The sequence below is a fragment of the Glycomyces mayteni genome (assembly GCF_042428885.1).
Classification (GTDB): Bacteria; Actinomycetota; Actinomycetes; order Mycobacteriales; family Micromonosporaceae; genus Glycomyces; species Glycomyces mayteni.
In genome coordinates this window covers 318,569-336,448 of sequence record NZ_JBHMBP010000003.1, presented here as the reverse complement: position 1 = coordinate 336,448, position 17,880 = coordinate 318,569, and the positions used below count along the sequence as shown (strand labels likewise).

The window sequence follows — 17,880 nt, the reverse complement described above, 5'->3', positions numbered from 1 at the left end:
TTCAGAAGATTCCCCGAAGCCTTGCAACGAAATCCGGGCACCGCCTCGTCTTGCCGGTAGACACACCTGACACGCGAGGAGAACGACGATGCCCGGGACAAGAGGGGCCGCCGCGATAGGCGCGGCCGCCGTGCTGGCGCTCACCGCCGGCTGCGGCATGCTCGGCCTCGGCGAGGACGCCGAGAAGTCCGATGCGGACCGTCTGGTCGAGATGCTCAACGAGAGCAACCGCGTCGACTCCGAGCTCGCCGCCGCCGAGTTCCGGATCGTCGAGCAGTGCCTGGAGGCCGCGGGGTACACCGTCCACGAGCCGTGGATGATGCAGGCCTACGAGCCCGAGGTGCAGGACTCGCTCACCTCCTACTACCCCCACGAGGCCTTCCTCGTCGGCGCCGACGAGGCCGCCGAGTACGGCTTCGGCCAGTGGGCGAACAGCCCCGACGGCTGGGAGGACCCGGCCGCCGAGGACTACTACGCCGCCGAGGAGGAGGAGTACGAGGAGGAGGGCACCTGGGAGGAGCCCGACACCACCGAGTGGGACGCCCTCGCCCCCGAGGACCAGTACGGCTGGTACGTCGCCTACCAGGGCCAGGAGTACGCCGAGTGGCAGTACGGCACCGCCCAGGACTACGCCGACATGATGTCCGGCGAGGGCGAGTGGTCCGAGGAGGGCGTCGACGAGTCCGCCGAGGAGGGTGAGGAAGAGGTCGACGACGGCTCGATCGACGTCGGCGAGGACGACATGGACGAGGAGCCCAAGCCCGGCGGCTGCCAGCTGGAGATGATCGAGGCCCTCTACGGCGAGCCCGAGCTCGTCGAGGAGACCTACGAGGGCGAGGGCGGCTCCGAGGAGTCCTACTCCTACTGGTCCTACCGCCCCGAGAACCCCTCCTGGGCCGACGAGACCATGTGGGAGGACATCGAGGCCGCGTACGGCGCGAAGATGGCCGACCTCCAGGGCGAGCTCGTCGACTGCATCACCGGCAAGGGCTACGAGGGCTGGGAGTTCGACGAGTACAACTCGCTCCCCGTCTACGAGTTCTTCAACGCGCTCTACTACCAGGACGCCTCCGAGGAGGAGCAGGACATGATGCTCGGCGACAGCGACGCCGTCATCCCGCCGCTCCCCGAGGACGCCGGCGACTCCTACGAGGACTGGAAGGCCTACGAGATCCAGACGGCCGTCGACTTCGACGCCTGCGGCGAGGAGGTCGGCTACGTCGACGCCTCCGAGAAGGCCTACGAAGAGGTCCACGTCGAGGCCTACGCGGCCATCGAGCAGGACGTCTACGCCTGGCAGGAGGAGATGAACGACGCGATCAGCAAGGCCCAGGAGCTCCTGGACGCCTAGCGCGCCGTTCGCACCACCAGAGACCACCTCTCTATCGGGGAAGAAAAGGCCCGGGTCGCGCAGATGGGGCGCGGCCCGGGCCGCCCCGTTCCCGCCGCCGAGCCCGCGTCACCTTCCCGGCGCGGGCTCGTTGTACAAGTGCGGCGGCCTCGCCGCCGCAGGTGCCCGGGCGCGAGACGCCGCTTCTCGGCCGGGCTGGACCCGGCCGCGGGCGACGCGCAGGCGTCCCGCGCCCGCACCTTCCGCGACACGCCCGGGGCGCGCGGCGCGTTCCGCCGCCCCCGGGGGACGCATCGTGCCTGCTTCCCGCCCGCTCCGCCCGACCGGGGCGAAGGGGCGCATCCGGGCGAATGAGACGCCTGACTTGACGAAGTGTGACTTGATCCTGCAAACTAGTTCCTCAAGCGCCACTGTGTGGCGCAGAGGCAGGACAGCACGACGGCCCCCACGCGGGACCGGCCCGGACCGGGAGGAACTTCGGCAGCCAGAGAGATGGTCGTCACCACTCACCCCGCCGCACGGCGGGGCAGTTGACAGTCTGCCGGAGTGTACGCTAGGGTAATAATTTGCGCTGCCTCCTTCACGCCTTCTTGACGCGGTGAGGGTCGCGGACGGTGGGGATTCCAGGCTTTCGACTCACGTTTGACGTCATGCCCAGCATGACCGCTCGTTTCGATGCCCGTATCCGGCTGTCCTCGTCGATCCCGCATCGATGCGGTGACTGTGGCATGCGCCGGCCGTCGTAACACTCAGGTCCTCGGAAGGACGAATCTTGGCAGCTTCCCGCACTGGCAAGACCAGCTCCAGCAAGAGCAAGCACGCTCCCCGCCGTATCTCGTTCGGCAGGATCGAAGAGAAACTCGAAGTCCCGAACCTTCTGGCGCTCCAGACCGACTCGTTCGACTGGCTCGTCGGCAACGAGACCTACCGCGCCCGGGTGGGCGAAGACGCAGTGAGCGGCCTCGACGAGATCCTTGAGGAGATCAGCCCGATCGAGGACTTCTCGGGCACCATGAGCCTGTCCTTCTCCAACCCTCGCTTCGACGAGGTCAAGGCCCCGATCGAGGAGTGCCGCGAGAAGGACCTCACCTACTGCGCCCCGCTGTTCGTCACGGCGGAGTTCATCAACCACACCACCGGCGAGATCAAGAGCCAGACGGTCTTCATGGGCGACTTCCCCATGATGACCCCGAAGGGCACCTTCATCGTCAACGGCACCGAGCGCGTGGTCGTCTCGCAGCTCGTCCGCTCGCCCGGCGTGTACTTCGACAAGCAGCCCGACAAGACCTCGGACCGCGACCTGACCAGCGCGAAGGTCATTCCCGGCCGCGGCGCGTGGCTCGAATTCGACGTGGACAAGCGCGAGACCGTCGGCGTGCGCGTCGACCGCAAGCGCCGCCAGGCCGTGACCGTGCTGCTCAAGGCCATCGGCTGGGACAACGACCGCATCCGCGAGCGCTTCGGCTGGTCCGAGCTCATGATGGCGACCCTGGAGAAGGACACCATCAACTCGCAGGACGAGGCCCTGCTCGACATCTACCGCAAGCTCCGCCCGGGCGAGCCGCCGACGAAGGACAACGCGCAGTCGCTGCTGGAGAACCTGTTCTTCAACAAGAAGCGCTACGACCTCGCCAAGGTCGGCCGGTACAAGGTCAACAAGAAGTTCGGCCTGGACCACCCGATCTCGACCGGTGTCCTCACCGAGGACGACCTCGCGTCGACGATCGAGTTCATGCTGCGCCTGCACTCGGCCGAGCCGGGCTACGCGCCCGACGACATCGACCACTTCGGCAACCGCCGCCTGCGCACCGTGGGCGAGCTCATCCAGAACCAGATCCGGGTGGGCCTCTCGCGCATGGAGCGCGTCGTGCGCGAGCGGATGACGACCCAGGACGTCGAGGCGATCACGCCGCAGACCCTGATCAACATCCGCCCCGTCGTGGCCGCGATCAAGGAGTTCTTCGGGACCTCGCAGCTGTCGCAGTTCATGGACCAGGTCAACCCGATCACGGGCCTGACCCACCGCCGCCGCCTCTCGGCGCTCGGCCCCGGTGGTCTGTCCCGCGACCGCGCCGCCATGGACGTGCGCGACGTGCACCCGTCGCACTACGGCCGCATGTGCCCGATCGAGACGCCGGAAGGCCCGAACATCGGCCTCATCGGCGCCATGTCCACCTTCGCCCGCGTCAACCCGTTCGGCTTCATCGAGACGCCGTACCGGAAGGTCGTGGACGGGAAGGTCTCCGACGAGGTCAACTACCTGACGGCCGACGAAGAGGACCGCTTCACCATCGCGCAGGCGAACCAGCTCTTGAATGCCGACGGCTCGTTCGTCGACGCGCAGGTCCTGGCCCGCGGCCGCGGCGGCGAGGCCGAGCTCCTCACCGCCGACGAGATCGACTACATGGACGTCTCGCCGCGCCAGATGACCTCGGTCGCGACCGCGCTGGTGCCGTTCCTGGAGCACGACGACGCCAACCGCGCCCTCATGGGCGCGAACATGCAGCGCCAGGCCGTGCCGCTCATCAAGACCGACTCGCCGCTGGTGGGCACCGGCATGGAGTACCGCGCCGCGGTCGACGCCGGCGACGTCGTCGTCGCCGAGGCCGACGGGACCGTCGAGGACTCCAGCGCCGACTACATCACCATCGCGCAGGACAACGGCATGCGCCGCACCTACCTGCTGCACAAGTTCCGCCGCTCCAACGCGGGCTCGTGCATCAACCAGGTGCCCCTGGTCACCGAGGGGGAGCGCGTCGAGGCCGGCCAGCCGATCGCCGACGGCCCGTCCACGGACAAGGGCGAGATGGCGCTCGGCAAGAACCTGCTGGTCGCGTTCACCACCTGGGAGGGCCAGAACTTCGAGGACGCCATCGTGCTCTCCTCGCGCCTGGTCGAAGAGGACGTGCTCACCTCGATCCACATCGACGAGCACGAGGTGGACGCCCGCGACACGAAGCTCGGTCCGGAGGAGATCACCCGGGACATCCCGAACGTCGGCGAGGAGATGCTCTCCGACCTGGACGACCGCGGCATCATCCGCATCGGCGCCGAGGTCGAGGACGGCGACATCCTGGTCGGCAAGGTCACGCCCAAGGGCGAGACCGAGCTGACCCCGGAGGAGCGCCTGCTCCGCGCCATCTTCGGCGAGAAGGCCCGCGAGGTCCGCGACACGTCTCTGAAGGTCCCGCACGGCGAGGCCGGCACGGTCATCGGGGTGCGCACCTTCAGCCGCGAGGACGGCGACGAGCTGTCCCCGGGCGTGAACGAGCTGGTCCGCGTGTACATCGCGCAGAAGCGCAAGATCGGCGTGGGCGACAAGCTCGCCGGCCGCCACGGCAACAAGGGCGTCATCTCGAAGGTCGTGCCGCAGGAGGACATGCCGTTCCTCCCCGACGGGACCCCGATCGACATCCTGCTCAACCCGCTGGGCGTGCCCGGCCGAATGAACATCGGCCAGGTGCTGGAAGTCCACCTGGGCTGGGCGGCGAAGACGGGCTGGAAGCTGGAGGGCTTCGACGAGGCCTGGCAGCAGGCCCTGAAGGCCATCGGCGCCGACGAGGCCCCGGCGGACTCCAAGGTCGGGACGCCGGTGTTCGACGGCGCCCACCCCGAGGAGGTCCAGGGCGTCCTGGCGAACACGCTGCCCAACCGCGACGGGATGCGCATGGTCGCCCCGACCGGCAAGGCGCAGCTGTTCGACGGCCGCTCCGGCGAGCCGTTCCCGGACCCGATCTCGGTCGGCTACATGTACATCCTGAAGCTGAACCACATGGTCGACGACAAGATCCACGCGCGTTCGACCGGTCCGTACTCGATGATCACCCAGCAGCCGCTCGGCGGCAAGGCCCAGTTCGGCGGCCAGCGCTTCGGTGAGATGGAGTGCTGGGCCATGCAGGCCTACGGCGCGGCGTACGCGCTCCAGGAGCTGCTGACGATCAAGTCCGACGACGTCGTGGGCCGCGTGAAGGTCTACGAGGCGATCGTCAAGGGCGAGAACGTCCCCGAACCGGGCATTCCCGAATCGTTCAAGGTGCTGCTCAAGGAGCTCCAGTCGCTCTGCCTCAACGTGGAGGTGCTGTCCGCCGACGGGCAGGCCATCCAGATGACCGAGAGCGACGACGAGGTCTTCCGCGCGGCAGAGGAGCTCGGGATCGACCTGTCCCACGAGGAGCCCTCAAGCGTGGACTTCGAGAGCGCCTGACGTCGAGTGGGGGCCCGCTCAGGGCCCCCGCCTTACGTCTCATCCCATCCTTACAGAAGCAGCACAAGGGGAAGAAGAGTTCAGTGCTCGACGTCAACTTCTTCGACAAGTTGAAGATCGGCCTCGCCACCGCGGAGGACATCCGGCAGTGGTCTCACGGCGAGGTGAAGAAGCCCGAGACCATCAACTACCGGACCCTCAAGCCCGAGAAGGACGGTCTCTTCTGCGAGAAGATCTTCGGTCCGACCCGGGACTGGGAGTGCTACTGCGGCAAGTACAAGCGCATCCGCTTCAAGGGCATCATCTGCGAGCGCTGCGGCGTCGAGGTGACGCGCTCGAAGGTCCGCCGCGAGCGCATGGGCCACATCGAGCTGGCCGCGCCCGTGACGCACATCTGGTACTTCAAGGGCGTCCCCTCGCGCCTGGGCTACCTGCTGGACCTGGCGCCGAAGGACCTTGAGAAGGTCATCTACTTCGCGGCCTACGTGATCACCGCCGTCGACGACGAGGCGCGCCAGCGCGACCTGCCGACGCTGGAGAACGAGATCGTCGCCGAGAAGCGCCACCTGGAGCAGCAGCGCGACGCCGCGATCGAGGAGCGCGCCTCGAAGCTCGAAGCCGACCTGGCCGAGCTGGAGGCCGAGGGCGCCCGCGCCGACGTCCGCCGCAAGGTCAAGGACGGCGGCGAGCGCGAGATGCGCCAGATCCGCGACAAGGCCCAGCGGGAGATCGACCGCCTCGACGAGGTCATGGACACGTTCCGCAAGCTGGACGTGCGCCAGCTCATCGGCGACGAGATGCTGTACCGCGAGCTCCAGCAGCGCTTCGGCGAGTACTACACGGGCGGGATGGGCGCGGAGTCCATCAAGAACCTCCTGGAGAACCTCGACCTGGACGCCGAGACGATCAACCTGCGCGAGACGATCGCGACGGGCAAGGGGCAGAAGAAGCTCCGCGCGCTCAAGCGCCTGAAGGTCGTGGCCGCGTTCCAGGCCACCGGCAACTCGCCGCTGGGCATGGTCCTCGACTGCGTGCCGGTGATCCCGCCGGAGCTGCGCCCGATGGTGCAGCTCGACGGCGGCCGGTTCGCGACCTCGGACCTGAACGACCTGTACCGCCGCGTCATCAACCGCAACAACCGCCTCAAGCGCCTGATGGACCTCGGCGCGCCCGAGATCATCGTGGCGAACGAGAAGCGCATGCTCCAGGAGTCGGTGGACGCGCTGTTCGACAACGGCCGCCGCGGGCGTCCGGTGACCGGTCCGGGCAACCGCCCGCTCAAGTCGCTCTCGGACATGCTCAAGGGCAAGCAGGGCCGGTTCCGCCAGAACCTGCTCGGCAAGCGCGTGGACTACTCGGGCCGCTCGGTCATCGTGGTCGGCCCGCGCCTGAAGCTGCACCAGTGCGGTCTGCCGAAGCAGATGGCGCTGGAGCTGTTCAAGCCGTTCGTGATGAAGCGCCTGGTGGACCTGAACCACGCGCAGAACATCAAGTCGGCCAAGCGCATGGTCGAGCGCGCGCGCCCGGTCGTGTGGGACGTGCTCGAAGAGGTCATCTCCGAGCACCCGGTCCTGCTCAACCGCGCGCCCACGCTGCACCGCCTCGGCATCCAGGCGTTCGAGCCGCAGCTGGTCGAGGGCAAGGCCATCCAGCTCCACCCGCTGGTGTGCACCGCGTTCAACGCGGACTTCGACGGCGACCAGATGGCCGTGCACGTGCCGCTGTCCGCCGAGGCCCAGGCCGAGGCCCGCATCCTGATGCTGGCGTCGAACAACATCCTGAAGCCCTCCGACGGCAAGCCGGTGGCCCTGCCCACGCAGGACCAGATCATCGGCCTGTACTACCTGTCGCACCGCTCCGAGGGGCGGGTCGGCGAGGGCCGGGCGTTCTCGGACGTCGGCGAGGCGCAGATGGCGAAGGACCGCGGCGAACTGGACCTCCAGTCGCCCATCCGGATCCGCCTGGACGGCATCCAGCACATCAACAACGGCGCCGGCGCCGAGCCGTGGACGGCCCCCGAGGGCTGGACCCCGGGCGAGCCGCTGCTGGTGGAGACGACGCTGGGCCGGGTGTTCTTCAACGAGTGCCTGCCGCCGGACTTCGAGTACGTCAACTACGAGGTCCGCAAGGGCCAGCTGTCGAACATCATCCACGACCTGTCCGAGCACTACTCGAAGGTGCAGCTGGGCGCCTGCCTGGACGCGCTGAAGTCCGCGGGCTTCCGCTGGGCCGGCTGGTCCGGTGTGACCATCGGCATCGAGGACGTCGTGGAGCCGGCGCACAAGGCCGAGATCCTGGAGAAGTACGAGGCGGACTCGGCGAAGATCGACAAGCAGTACGTCCGCGGCCTCATGACGGCCGAGGAGCGGCGCGGCGAGCTCACCGAGATCTGGACCAAGGCCACGGCCGAGGTGCTCGAAGACCTCAACGAGACGCTCCAGCCGGAGAACCCGCTGTGGCAGATGATCAACTCCGGGGCCCGGGGCAACATGCTCCAGCTCCGCCAGATCGCCGGCATGCGCGGCCTGGTGGCGAACCCGAAGGGCGAGATCATCCCGCGCCCGATCAAGTCCTCGCTGCGCGAGGGCCTGACGGTGCTGGAGTACTTCATCTCGACGCACGGCTCGCGCAAGGGCCTCGCGGACACCGCGCTGCGGACCGCCGACTCGGGTTACCTGACCCGTCGTCTGGTGGACGTGTCGCAGGACGTCATCATCCGCGAGGACGACTGCGGGACCGACCGGGCGCTGGACTTCCAGTTCGCGACCGAGGTCGACGGGCGCCTGATCGAGTCCGACATCGTCGACTCCTCGATCGACGCGCGCAACCTCGCCGAGGACGTCGAGGTCGACGGCAAGGTGGTCCTGGAGCGGAACACCTCGCTCAACTCCGACCACATCGCGACGCTGCTCGAAGCGGGCGTGCAGAACGTCAAGGTCCGCTCGGTCCTGACCTGCGAGTCCCGCCAGGGCGTGTGCGCGGCCTGCTACGGCCGTTCGATGCCCACGGGCGAGAAGGTCGACCTGGGCGAGGCCGTGGGCATCATCGCGGCGCAGTCCATCGGCGAGCCGGGCACCCAGCTGACCATGCGCACGTTCCACACCGGCGGTGCGGCGACGTCGCAGGACATCACGCAGGGTCTGCCGCGTGTGCAGGAGGTCTTCGAGGCCCGCATCCCGAAGGGCAAGGCGCCGATCGCGGAGGCGAGCGGCACCGTGCGCATCGAGGACGCGGAGAAGTCGCGGAAGATCATCATCACGCCGGACGACGGCTCCGAGGAGATCGTGGTCGACAAGGTGCCGCGCCGCCTGCGCCTGCGCGTGGGCGAGGGCGAGCACGTCGAGGTCGGCGAGAAGCTCGTCGAGGGCACGATCGACCCGCACGAGCTGCTGCGCGTGCTCGGTCCGCGGAAGGTTCAGCGCCACCTGGTGGAGCAGGTCCAGGACGTGTACCGGTCGCAGGGCGTGATGATCCACGACAAGCACATCGAGATCATCGTGCGCCAGATGCTCAAGCGGATCACGATCATCGACTCGGGCACCTCGGAGTTCCTGCCGGGCTCCCTGGTCGACCGGCTCTCCTTCGAGGAGGAGAACCGCAAGATCATCGCCAACGGCGGCGAGCCGGCCTCCGGCCGCCCGCAGCTCATGGGCATCACCAAGGCCTCCCTGGCGACGGAGTCGTGGCTGTCCGCGGCCTCGTTCCAGGAGACCACCCGGGTGCTCACCGAGGCCGCGATCTCCGGCAAGTCCGACTCGCTGGTCGGCCTGAAGGAGAACGTCATCCTCGGCAAGCTCATCCCGGCCGGTACCGGCATCGCCAAGTACCGCAACGTCTCCGTCGAGCCCACCGAGGAAGCCAAGGCCGCGGTCTACTCCCTCGGCGGCTACGAGGACACCACCGCCTCGGCCTTCGCCTACGGCGGCGGCCCGGCCGTGAGCCTTGAGGACTCGTACGACCTGGGGACCTTCTAGCAACACCCGCCGATTCCCGACGGCATGCAAGAAACCGGTGGGCCGGTGGCGCTTCGCGCCACCGGCCCACCGGTCTTTCTTTCGCTGTCTGCCGCGGCGGCTACGGGGGAGCCGTCGTCACAGGTCGAGATACAGCCGAAGGTCGGCGTCGACGTTGGCGAGCAGTTCGGCGTTGAGGCCGCCCACCCGCTGGATGAATCGATCGAAGCTCAACGACCGGACATGTTCCGTCAGCGTCTTGGAGTCGGAGGGGAGCCCGGTGTCGGCCGAGCGGAGCAGGGTCTGAAACTGCAAGACCCGCTTGATGTTCGACGTCAGCGGCACAACGGTGATCACGCCGTACCCCAATTCTCCGACCGCCTCGTTGAGCATGTTGTTGCTGACGACGACCGCCGGTCGGATCTTGTTGGCCTCGGCGCCGCGGATGGGATCGAAGTCGACGCGGTAGATGTCTCCTCTACGCATCGGTGAGGCCGTCTCCCACCGTGCTCTCCCAGAGCTCGGAGTCGGGCGAGTCCCGCCACTCCTGCATTGCGAGCTTGTACTGCTGCTTGAGCTCAGCGTTGCGCAGCAGTGCGATGCAGTGCTGCACCGCCGCGGATCGTGAGGGGAAGCCGTGGTCGTGAGCGTACTTGTCGAGGAAGCGAATGTCCTCGTCCGGGATGCTCAGGCTTACTTTCATACATGTCACCATACTCTCAATTGCTACCCGAGGGTATGCCTTACTGGAGGGAACCTTCAGGGCGTGTGGAGGGTGTGTCGCGCCACGCGTGCCGTCGGCCCATAGGATGGGCGGATGCAGCAGGGGGTGCGGCATCCGGATGATCCGGAGCCGGTGGAGTCGACGAAGGTCGTGGCGGCCAGGATGCTGGCCGGGGTCGGGGCGGCGCTGTCGGTGTTCGTCGGCGGCGCGGTGCCGGCGGTGATCGCGCTCATGCTCGCGCGGCAGGCCGAGGCCGACATCCGGGCCTCGGAGGGGTTCCTGCTCGGGGCCTCCAGGCTGCCGGGCATCCGGCGCACGGCCTGGGCGGCGCTCGGGATCGCGGGGGCCGTTGTCGTTGCGGCGCTGCTGGTCTGGGTGGTCGCGATGGCCCGCTCGGCGGGCCAGGAGCCCTACGGCGGCGGGGTCGCCTGACGTCCAGGGGAAGCCCTGGTGAACAAGCACTCCCACCGGGCTCCCCGCGCGGGGCGCGCGCGTCCCGCGAGATAAGATGGCTGCGGTGTGCTTACCGCGCCGCATGGACGAGACAGCGCCCTTTCTCCCCGGGCTCCGTGACACTGGACACGGATGCCGCTCAGGGCGAAATCGGCTTTGACCTTGTTCGTTAGGCTAGGTAGGCTTCTCCCTTGCGCCTGGACACCGCTTTGAGCGGCATGGTGGCCCTGTCAACTCCGGCAGCTCGGTCCCCGTGAGAGCCAGGCCAGGTTGCGTGTCTGCAAGGCACTCGGGACCCAGGTCCCGCGGGCCGGCGCCATCGGCACGCATCCCTCGCACTGGGGGCTTCGCGAACACGGCTCTTTAGCCGGTCTCCGAGGAGATCGCTTCGCGAACGCGTCTGAACTCGCAATCTGGCGGACTCCGGTCCGCCGGGCGCGGGTATGGGTCCGGAGAGACGCGACACGCCCGAACGCGGGGGACAGGAACCCACGCCACTGAGCAGCGCTTACGCCTGCTCTGGCACGGGGAACAGATGGCGTCGGAACAGAGTACGCAACCGCACTGTTGAGAGGGGTCCGCCTAGTGCCGACTATCCAGCAGCTGGTCCGCAAAGGCCGCCAGGCCAAGACCAGCAAGAACAAGACGCCCGCGCTGAAGGGCTCGCCGCAGGCCCGCGGCGTGTGCACGCGCGTGTACACGACCACGCCCAAGAAGCCGAACTCGGCCATGCGCAAGGTCGCCCGCGTGCGCCTCATGAACGGCACCGAGGTCACCGCCTACATCCCCGGCGTCGGCCACAACCTCCAGGAGCACTCCATCGTGCTGGTCCGCGGCGGCCGTGTCCGCGACCTCCCGGGTGTCCGCTACAAGATCATCCGCGGCGCGCTGGACACCCAGGGTGTCCGCGACCGCAAGCAGGCCCGCAGCCGCTACGGCGCGAAGAAGGAGAAGTAAGCCATGCCGCGTAAAGGTCCCGCGCCGCGCCGGCCGCTTACCGCCGACCCGGTCTACAACTCGGTGCTCGTCACCCAGCTCATCAACAAGGTGCTCAAGGACGGCAAGCGCCGCCTCGCCGAGCGGATCGTCTACGAGGCCCTTGAGAACTGCCGCAAGAAGGCCGACTCGGACCCCGTGGTGATCCTCAAGCGCGCCCTTGACAACGTGAAGCCGACCCTTGAGGTCCGTTCCCGCCGCGTCGGCGGCGCCACCTACCAGGTCCCCGTGGACGTGCGCCCGCAGCGCGCCACCACCCTGGGCCTGCGCTGGCTCGTCGGGTTCTCCCGCGACCGCCGCGAGAAGAGCATGGTCGAGCGTCTGACCAACGAGATCCTGGACGCCTCGAACGGTCTCGGTGCCGCGGTCAAGAAGCGCGAGGACACGCACAAGATGGCCGATTCCAACAAGGCGTTCGCGCACTACCGCTGGTAGTGAGAAGGAGACATCGTGGCTAACAAAGCCAACGCAGAGCTCGCCAAGCTCCGCAACATCGGCATCATGGCCCACATCGATGCCGGTAAGACCACCACGACCGAGCGCATCCTGTACTACACGGGCGTGTCGCACAAGATCGGTGAGGTCCACGACGGCGCTGCCACGATGGACTGGATGGAGCAGGAGCAGGAGCGGGGTATCACCATCACCTCCGCTGCGACCAAGTGCGAGTGGGACGACCACATCATCCAGATCATCGACACGCCCGGCCACGTCGACTTCACCGTCGAGGTGGAGCGTTCGCTGCGCGTGCTCGACTCCGCGATCGCCGTCTACGACGGCGTGGCCGGCGTGGAGCCGCAGACCGAGAACGTGTGGCGGCAGGCGAACAAGTACAACGTCCCGCGCATGTGCTTCGTCAACAAGCTCGACCGCACGGGTGCGAACTTCTTCCGGTGCGTCGAGATGATGCGCGACCGCCTCAACTCCAACACCGCGGTGATCCAGCTCCCGATCGGGAACGAGGCCGACTTCATCGGCGTCGTCGACCTGGTCGAGATGCACGCCAAGGTGTGGCGCGGCGAGACCGGCCTCGGCGAGCACTACGAGATCGAGGAGATCCCGGCGGACATGGCCGACCAGGCCGCCGAGTACCGCGAGAAGCTCCTTGAGACCCTCTCGGACGTCGACGACGAGTTCGCCGAGCGCTTCCTGGAGGGCGAGGACATCTCGGTCGCGGACGTCAAGGCCGCGATCCGCAAGGCCACGATCGCGAACGAGATCAACCCGGTCATCTGCGGCACCGCGTTCAAGAACAAGGGCGTCCAGCCCCTGCTCGACGCGGTCATCGACTACCTGCCGAGCCCGCTCGACATCCCGGCGATCCAGGGGACCCTCACCGACAACGAGACCCCGGCCGAGCGCCACGCGGACGTCGAGGAGCCCTTCGCGGGGCTGGCGTTCAAGATCCAGACCGACAAGCACCTCGGTCGTCTCACCTACGTCCGGATCTACTCGGGCACGGTCGAGACCGGCACTCAGGTCATCAACTCGACCAAGAGCCGCAAGGAGCGCATCGGCAAGATCTACCAGATGCACGCCAACAAGCGCGAAGAGCGCGGGTCGGCGCAGGCGGGCGACATCATCGCGGTGCAGGGCCTCAAGGGCACCACCACCGGCGACACGCTGTCGGACTCGTCGAACCAGGTCATCCTGGAGTCGATGATCTTCCCCGAGCCGGTCATCGACGTGGCCATCGAGCCGAAGTCGAAGGCCGACCAGGACAAGCTGGGCACCGCGATCCAGCGCCTGGCCGAGGAGGACCCGACCTTCCGCGTCAAGACCGACGAGGAGACCGGGCAGACCGTGCTCTCGGGCATGGGCGAGCTGCACCTCGACATCATGGTCGACCGCATCAAGCGGGAGTTCAACGTCGAGGCGAACATCGGCAAGCCGCAGGTGGCGTACCGCGAGACGATCACGCAGCGCGTCGAGAAGGTCGAATACCTGCACAAGAAGCAGACCGGCGGTTCCGGTCAGTTCGCGCGGGTACTCGTCAACCTCGAACCGCTGGAGATGAAGTCGAACGAGGACGAGATCTTCGCCTTCGACGACAAGATCACCGGCGGCCGCATCCCGCGCGAGTACATCCCGTCGGTGAAGGCCGGCGCGGAGTCCGCGCTGGAGGACGGCGTCCTGGCGGGCTACCCGCTGGTGGGCGTCAAGATGGAACTGGTCGACGGCCAGTACCACGAGGTCGACTCCTCGGAGATGGCCTTCAAGATCGCGGGTCGCATGGCGCTGAAGGAGGCCGCGAAGCGGGCTCGTCCGGTGATCCTCGAACCGCTGATGGCCGTCGAGGTCATCTGCCCCGAAGAGAACATGGGCGATGTCATCGGCGACATCAACTCCCGTCGCGGCATGGTCCAGGAGATGGGCGAGCGCGGCAACGACCGCACGGTCGTGGCCAAGGTGCCGCTGTCGGAGATGTTCGGTTACGTCGGCGACCTGCGGTCGAAGACGGCCGGGCGCGCGAACTACTCGATGCAGTTCGACACCTACGCCGAAGTCCCGACGAACGTCGCCAAGGAGATCATCGCCAAGGCGACAGGCGAGTAAGCGGCTCCCCGCCCGAGCCTGGGCGGGACCGCTGACCACCTGTTGCCAGCAGAGGCGCTGAAATCCGAAGCGACGCAATAGGTCAGATAAGTCAAACCAGATTTACCCAGTCCACAGGAGGACGAAGTGGCTAAGGAAAAGTTCGAGCGGACCAAGCCGCACGTGAACATCGGCACGCTCGGTCACGTCGACCACGGCAAGACCACGCTCACCGCCGCGATCACCAAGGTCCTGCACGACAAGTTCCCGGACCTCAACCCGTACACGCCGTTCGACGAGATCGACAACGCTCCCGAGGAGCGCCAGCGCGGTATCACGATCTCGATCTCGCACGTCGAGTACCAGACCGAGGCGCGTCACTACGCGCACGTCGACTGCCCCGGTCACGCCGACTACATCAAGAACATGATCACCGGCGCGGCCCAGATGGACGGCGCGATCCTGGTCGTGTCCGCGGCCGACGGCCCCATGCCGCAGACCCGCGAGCACGTCCTGCTCGCCCGCCAGGTCGGCGTTCCTTACGTCGTCGTGGCGCTCAACAAGGCCGACATGGTCGACGACGAGGAGATCCTCGAACTCGTCGAGATGGAGGTCCGCGAGCTGCTGTCCGACCAGAACTTCCCGGGCGACGACGCCCCGGTCGTGCAGGTCTCCGCGCTGGGCGCCCTCGAAGGCGAGCAGAAGTGGGTCGACGCCGTCGCCGAGCTCATGCAGGCCGTCGACGACTCGGTCCCGGAGCCGGAGCGCGCCACCGAGCTGCCGTTCCTCATGCCGATCGAGGACGTCTTCACGATCACCGGCCGCGGCACCGTGGTCACCGGTCGTGTGGAGCGCGGTGTGCTCCTCCCCAACGAGGAAGTCGAGATCGTCGGCATCCGCGAGGGCGCCATCACCACCAAGGTGACCGCCATCGAGATGTTCCGCAAGACCCTCGACGACGCGCGCGCCGGTGAGAACGTGGGCCTCCTGCTCCGCGGCACCAAGCGCGAAGAGGTCGAGCGCGGCATGGTCGTCGTCAAGCCTGGCACGACCACCCCGCACACCGACTTCGAGGCCGCGGTGTACATCCTGTCGAAGGACGAGGGCGGACGCCACACCCCGTTCTTCAACAACTACCGCCCGCAGTTCTACTTCCGCACCACCGACGTGACCGGCGTCGTGACCCTCCCCGAGGGCACCGAGATGGTCATGCCGGGCGACAACACCGACATGAAGGTGGAGCTCATCCAGCCCATCGCCATGGACGAGGGCCTGCTCTTCGCGATCCGCGAGGGCGGCCGCACGGTCGGCTCCGGCCGTGTGACCAAGGTCGTCAAGTAAGACCCGTTCCGGGGCGGCTCGCGAGAGCCGCCCCGGTTCATTCGCTTCCGGAGGGCGTCGCCTCGTGACGTTCCGGACGCCGATATAGCTGCATCCGCGTAACCTGCCCCACTGTTCCCCGACCCCAGCTTGCTGGGCATTCGGGGGAGCAGGCATAATATTCAGGTTGCGTTCGCACCAGCGCGCTTTCGACGTGCGCGGTGCTCACGCCCGGCCCGCGGGCCCTAGTAGGCGCTGTTGCTGTGCTGAGAGGGACCGTTCACGACGGGCAGGCGGGCGAGCCAGAAAGACCAGCAGAGGGCATTCGCGTGCCCGAGCCAGTCTCAAACTCGCGACACGCCCGACCGCGTGGAGCGGTCTGAACAGCCAATTTACGTTAGGTTAGGACACATGGCGGGACAGAAGATCCGCATCAGGCTGAAGGCCTACGACCACGAGGTCGTGGACTCCTCGGCCCGCAAGATCGTGGAGACGGTCACCCGTACCGGTGCTGCCATCTCCGGGCCGGTGCCGCTGCCGACCGAGATCAACCGTTTCTGCGTCATCCGGTCGCCGCACAAGTACAAGGACTCGCGAGAGCACTTCGAGATGCGCACGCACAAGCGCCTCATCGACATCCTCGACCCGACCCCGAAGACGGTCGACTCGTTGATGCGCCTTGACCTCCCGGCCGGCGTCGACATCGAGATCAAGCTGTAGGGGACCAATGGACAGGCAGATCAAGGGAATCCTGGGCACCAAGCTCGGCATGACCCAGGTTTGGGACGAGAACGGCCGCGCCGTTCCCGTCACTGTGGTGCAGGCCGGCCCGAACGTGGTCACCCAGGTCCGCAAGCCCGACGTCGACGGCTACTCGGCCGTCCAGCTGGGCTTCGGCGACATCAAACTCAAGAACGTCACCAAGCCGCTCCAGGGGCACTTCGAGAAGGCGGGCGTCGCGCCGCGTCGCCACCTCGTCGAACTGCGCACCTCGGACGCCGCCGACTACGAGCTGGGCCAGACCGTCGAGGCCACGTCCTTCGAGGCGGGCCAGATCGTCGACGTCACGGGCACCACCAAGGGCAAGGGCTTCGCCGGCGTCATGAAGCGCCACGGCTTCAAGGGCCTCGGCGCCTCGCACGGTGCGCACAAGGTCCACCGCGCCCCCGGTTCCATCGGCGGCTGCGCGACCCCGGGCCGCGTGTTCAAGGGCATGCGCATGGCCGGCCGCCACGGCGGCTCGCGCCACACCACGCAGAACCTGCGCGTCCAGGCGGTCGACGCCGAGCGCGGGCTCCTGCTCATCGTGGGTGCCGTGCCCGGCCCGAAGAACGGCCTGGTGCTCGTCCGCTCCGCAGTGAAGCAGGTGGCATAAGCATGAGCCTTGAAATCATCGTGAAGAACGCCTCTGGTGAGGAGACCGGGAAGACCATCGCGCTTCCGGCGTCGATCTTCGACGTCGAGCCGAACATCCCGCTCATGCACCAGGTCGTGACGGCCCAGCTCGCGGCCGCCCGCTCGGGTTCGGCGAAGACCAAGACCCGCGGCGAGGTCCGCGGCGGCGGTCGCAAGCCGTACCGCCAGAAGGGCACCGGCCGCGCGCGCCAGGGCTCGACCCGCGCCCCGCAGTTCGCGGGCGGCGGCGTCGTCCACGGCCCGCAGCCGCGCTCGTACGCCGAGCGGACCCCGAAGAAGATGAAGGCGGCCGCTCTGGCGGGCGCCCTCACCGACCGGGTGCGCGGCGAGAACGTGCACGTCATCGACTCGTTCATCGCGGACGAGACCCCGAAGACCAAGACGGCCAAGGCCGCCCTCGCGGCGATCACCGGCGCGTCGAAGGTCCTCGTGGTCCTCTCCCGCGACGAGGAGACCGCGGCCCAGAGCCTGCGCAACCTCCCCGAGGTGCACCTGCTCGACTGGGGCCAGGTCAACACGTACGACGTGCTCAACAACGAGGACATCGTGTTCAGCGAGGCCGCCATCGAGGCGTTCATCGCGGACCGGACCGACGAGGAGGTCGCGGCGTGAGCAGCGAAGTGACCGTCGCCGACCCGCGCGACATCATCATCAAGCCGGTCATCTCGGAGAAGACCTACACCCTCCTCGGCGAGGGCAAGTACACCTTCGAGGTCGACCCGCGCGCCAACAAGAGCCACATCAAGATCGCCATCAAGGAGATCTTCGACGTGGACGTCAAGAGCGTCAACACCCTGAACCGCTCGGGCAAGCGCAAGCGCACCCGTACCGGTTGGGGCCAGCGCAAGAGCGTCAAGCACGCGATCGTCACCGTCGAGGGCGACCCCGGTCGTCTCGGTGAGATCTTCGGCGGACAGATCGCCTAAGA

Annotated in this window: 14 protein-coding genes; 12 read left to right on the top strand and 2 right to left on the bottom strand. The window is 67.6% G+C overall.

The window, feature by feature from the left end; translation table 11 throughout:
- Positions 1–88: 88 nt before the first annotated feature.
- The 3 genes from ACFFXY_RS14105 to ACFFXY_RS14095 all read left to right on the top strand — a co-directional run bounded on the left by ACFFXY_RS14105 (position 89) and on the right by ACFFXY_RS14095 (position 9,529).
- Positions 89–1,351: a hypothetical protein gene (locus ACFFXY_RS14105; RefSeq protein WP_382351433.1), complete on the top strand. Its 1,263-nt coding sequence runs from the start codon at positions 89–91 to the stop codon at positions 1,349–1,351.
- Between the two features lie 772 nt (positions 1,352–2,123).
- Positions 2,124–5,555, top strand: a complete 3,432-nt coding sequence (gene rpoB / locus ACFFXY_RS14100; protein ID WP_382351430.1) for a DNA-directed RNA polymerase subunit beta — start codon at positions 2,124–2,126, stop codon at positions 5,553–5,555.
- A gap of 83 nt (positions 5,556–5,638) precedes the next feature.
- Positions 5,639–9,529 (top strand): DNA-directed RNA polymerase subunit beta', encoded by a 3,891-nt coding sequence (locus ACFFXY_RS14095; protein WP_382351427.1) that lies wholly within the window; start codon positions 5,639–5,641, stop codon positions 9,527–9,529.
- Between the two features lie 117 nt (positions 9,530–9,646).
- On the opposite strand, the gene ACFFXY_RS14090 is transcribed toward ACFFXY_RS14095, so the two are convergent.
- On the bottom strand, positions 9,647–9,994 hold the full coding sequence (locus ACFFXY_RS14090; RefSeq protein ID WP_382351424.1) for a type II toxin-antitoxin system PemK/MazF family toxin: 348 nt from the start codon (positions 9,992–9,994) through the stop codon (positions 9,647–9,649).
- Complete coding sequence (locus ACFFXY_RS14085; RefSeq protein ID WP_382351421.1) at positions 9,987–10,211, bottom strand: ribbon-helix-helix domain-containing protein; 225 nt, start codon at positions 10,209–10,211, stop codon at positions 9,987–9,989. Before ACFFXY_RS14085 ends, ACFFXY_RS14090 begins: the two co-directional genes overlap by 8 nt.
- A gap of 114 nt (positions 10,212–10,325) precedes the next feature.
- On the opposite strand from ACFFXY_RS14085, the gene ACFFXY_RS14080 reads away from it, so the two are divergent.
- The 9 genes from ACFFXY_RS14080 to rplW all read left to right on the top strand — a co-directional run bounded on the left by ACFFXY_RS14080 (position 10,326) and on the right by rplW (position 17,878).
- Positions 10,326–10,664 carry a hypothetical protein gene (locus ACFFXY_RS14080; protein WP_382351419.1) on the top strand — a complete coding sequence of 113 codons (339 nt, stop codon included), beginning with the start codon at positions 10,326–10,328 and terminating at the stop codon, positions 10,662–10,664.
- Positions 10,665–11,270: 606 nt separating this feature from the next.
- Complete coding sequence (rpsL, locus tag ACFFXY_RS14075; RefSeq protein WP_091053661.1) at positions 11,271–11,642, top strand: 30S ribosomal protein S12; 372 nt, start codon at positions 11,271–11,273, stop codon at positions 11,640–11,642.
- A 3-nt stretch (positions 11,643–11,645) separates the two neighbouring features.
- Positions 11,646–12,116 (top strand): 30S ribosomal protein S7, encoded by a 471-nt coding sequence (gene rpsG / locus ACFFXY_RS14070; RefSeq protein WP_359943922.1) that lies wholly within the window; start codon positions 11,646–11,648, stop codon positions 12,114–12,116.
- Positions 12,117–12,131: 15 nt separating this feature from the next.
- Positions 12,132–14,237, top strand: coding sequence for an elongation factor G (gene fusA, locus ACFFXY_RS14065; RefSeq protein ID WP_382351415.1), 2,106 nt, complete (start codon positions 12,132–12,134; stop codon positions 14,235–14,237).
- A 126-nt stretch (positions 14,238–14,363) separates the two neighbouring features.
- On the top strand, positions 14,364–15,557 hold the full coding sequence (gene tuf, locus ACFFXY_RS14060; RefSeq protein WP_359943920.1) for an elongation factor Tu: 1,194 nt from the start codon (positions 14,364–14,366) through the stop codon (positions 15,555–15,557).
- Positions 15,558–15,947: 390 nt separating this feature from the next.
- A complete protein-coding gene (gene rpsJ / locus ACFFXY_RS14055; RefSeq protein WP_026922761.1) occupies positions 15,948–16,256 on the top strand; it encodes a 30S ribosomal protein S10 in 309 nt (102 codons plus the stop codon).
- A 7-nt stretch (positions 16,257–16,263) separates the two neighbouring features.
- Entirely contained in the window at positions 16,264–16,911 is a 648-nt protein-coding gene (rplC, locus tag ACFFXY_RS14050; RefSeq protein WP_382351411.1) for a 50S ribosomal protein L3, read from the top strand.
- 2 nt (positions 16,912–16,913) lie between these two features.
- Positions 16,914–17,564 (top strand): 50S ribosomal protein L4, encoded by a 651-nt coding sequence (rplD, locus tag ACFFXY_RS14045; protein WP_382351408.1) that lies wholly within the window; start codon positions 16,914–16,916, stop codon positions 17,562–17,564.
- Positions 17,561–17,878, top strand: coding sequence for a 50S ribosomal protein L23 (rplW, locus tag ACFFXY_RS14040; protein ID WP_245888830.1), 318 nt, complete (start codon positions 17,561–17,563; stop codon positions 17,876–17,878). The genes rplD and rplW overlap by 4 nt, the downstream gene beginning before the upstream one ends.
- Positions 17,879–17,880: the final 2 nt, after the last annotated feature.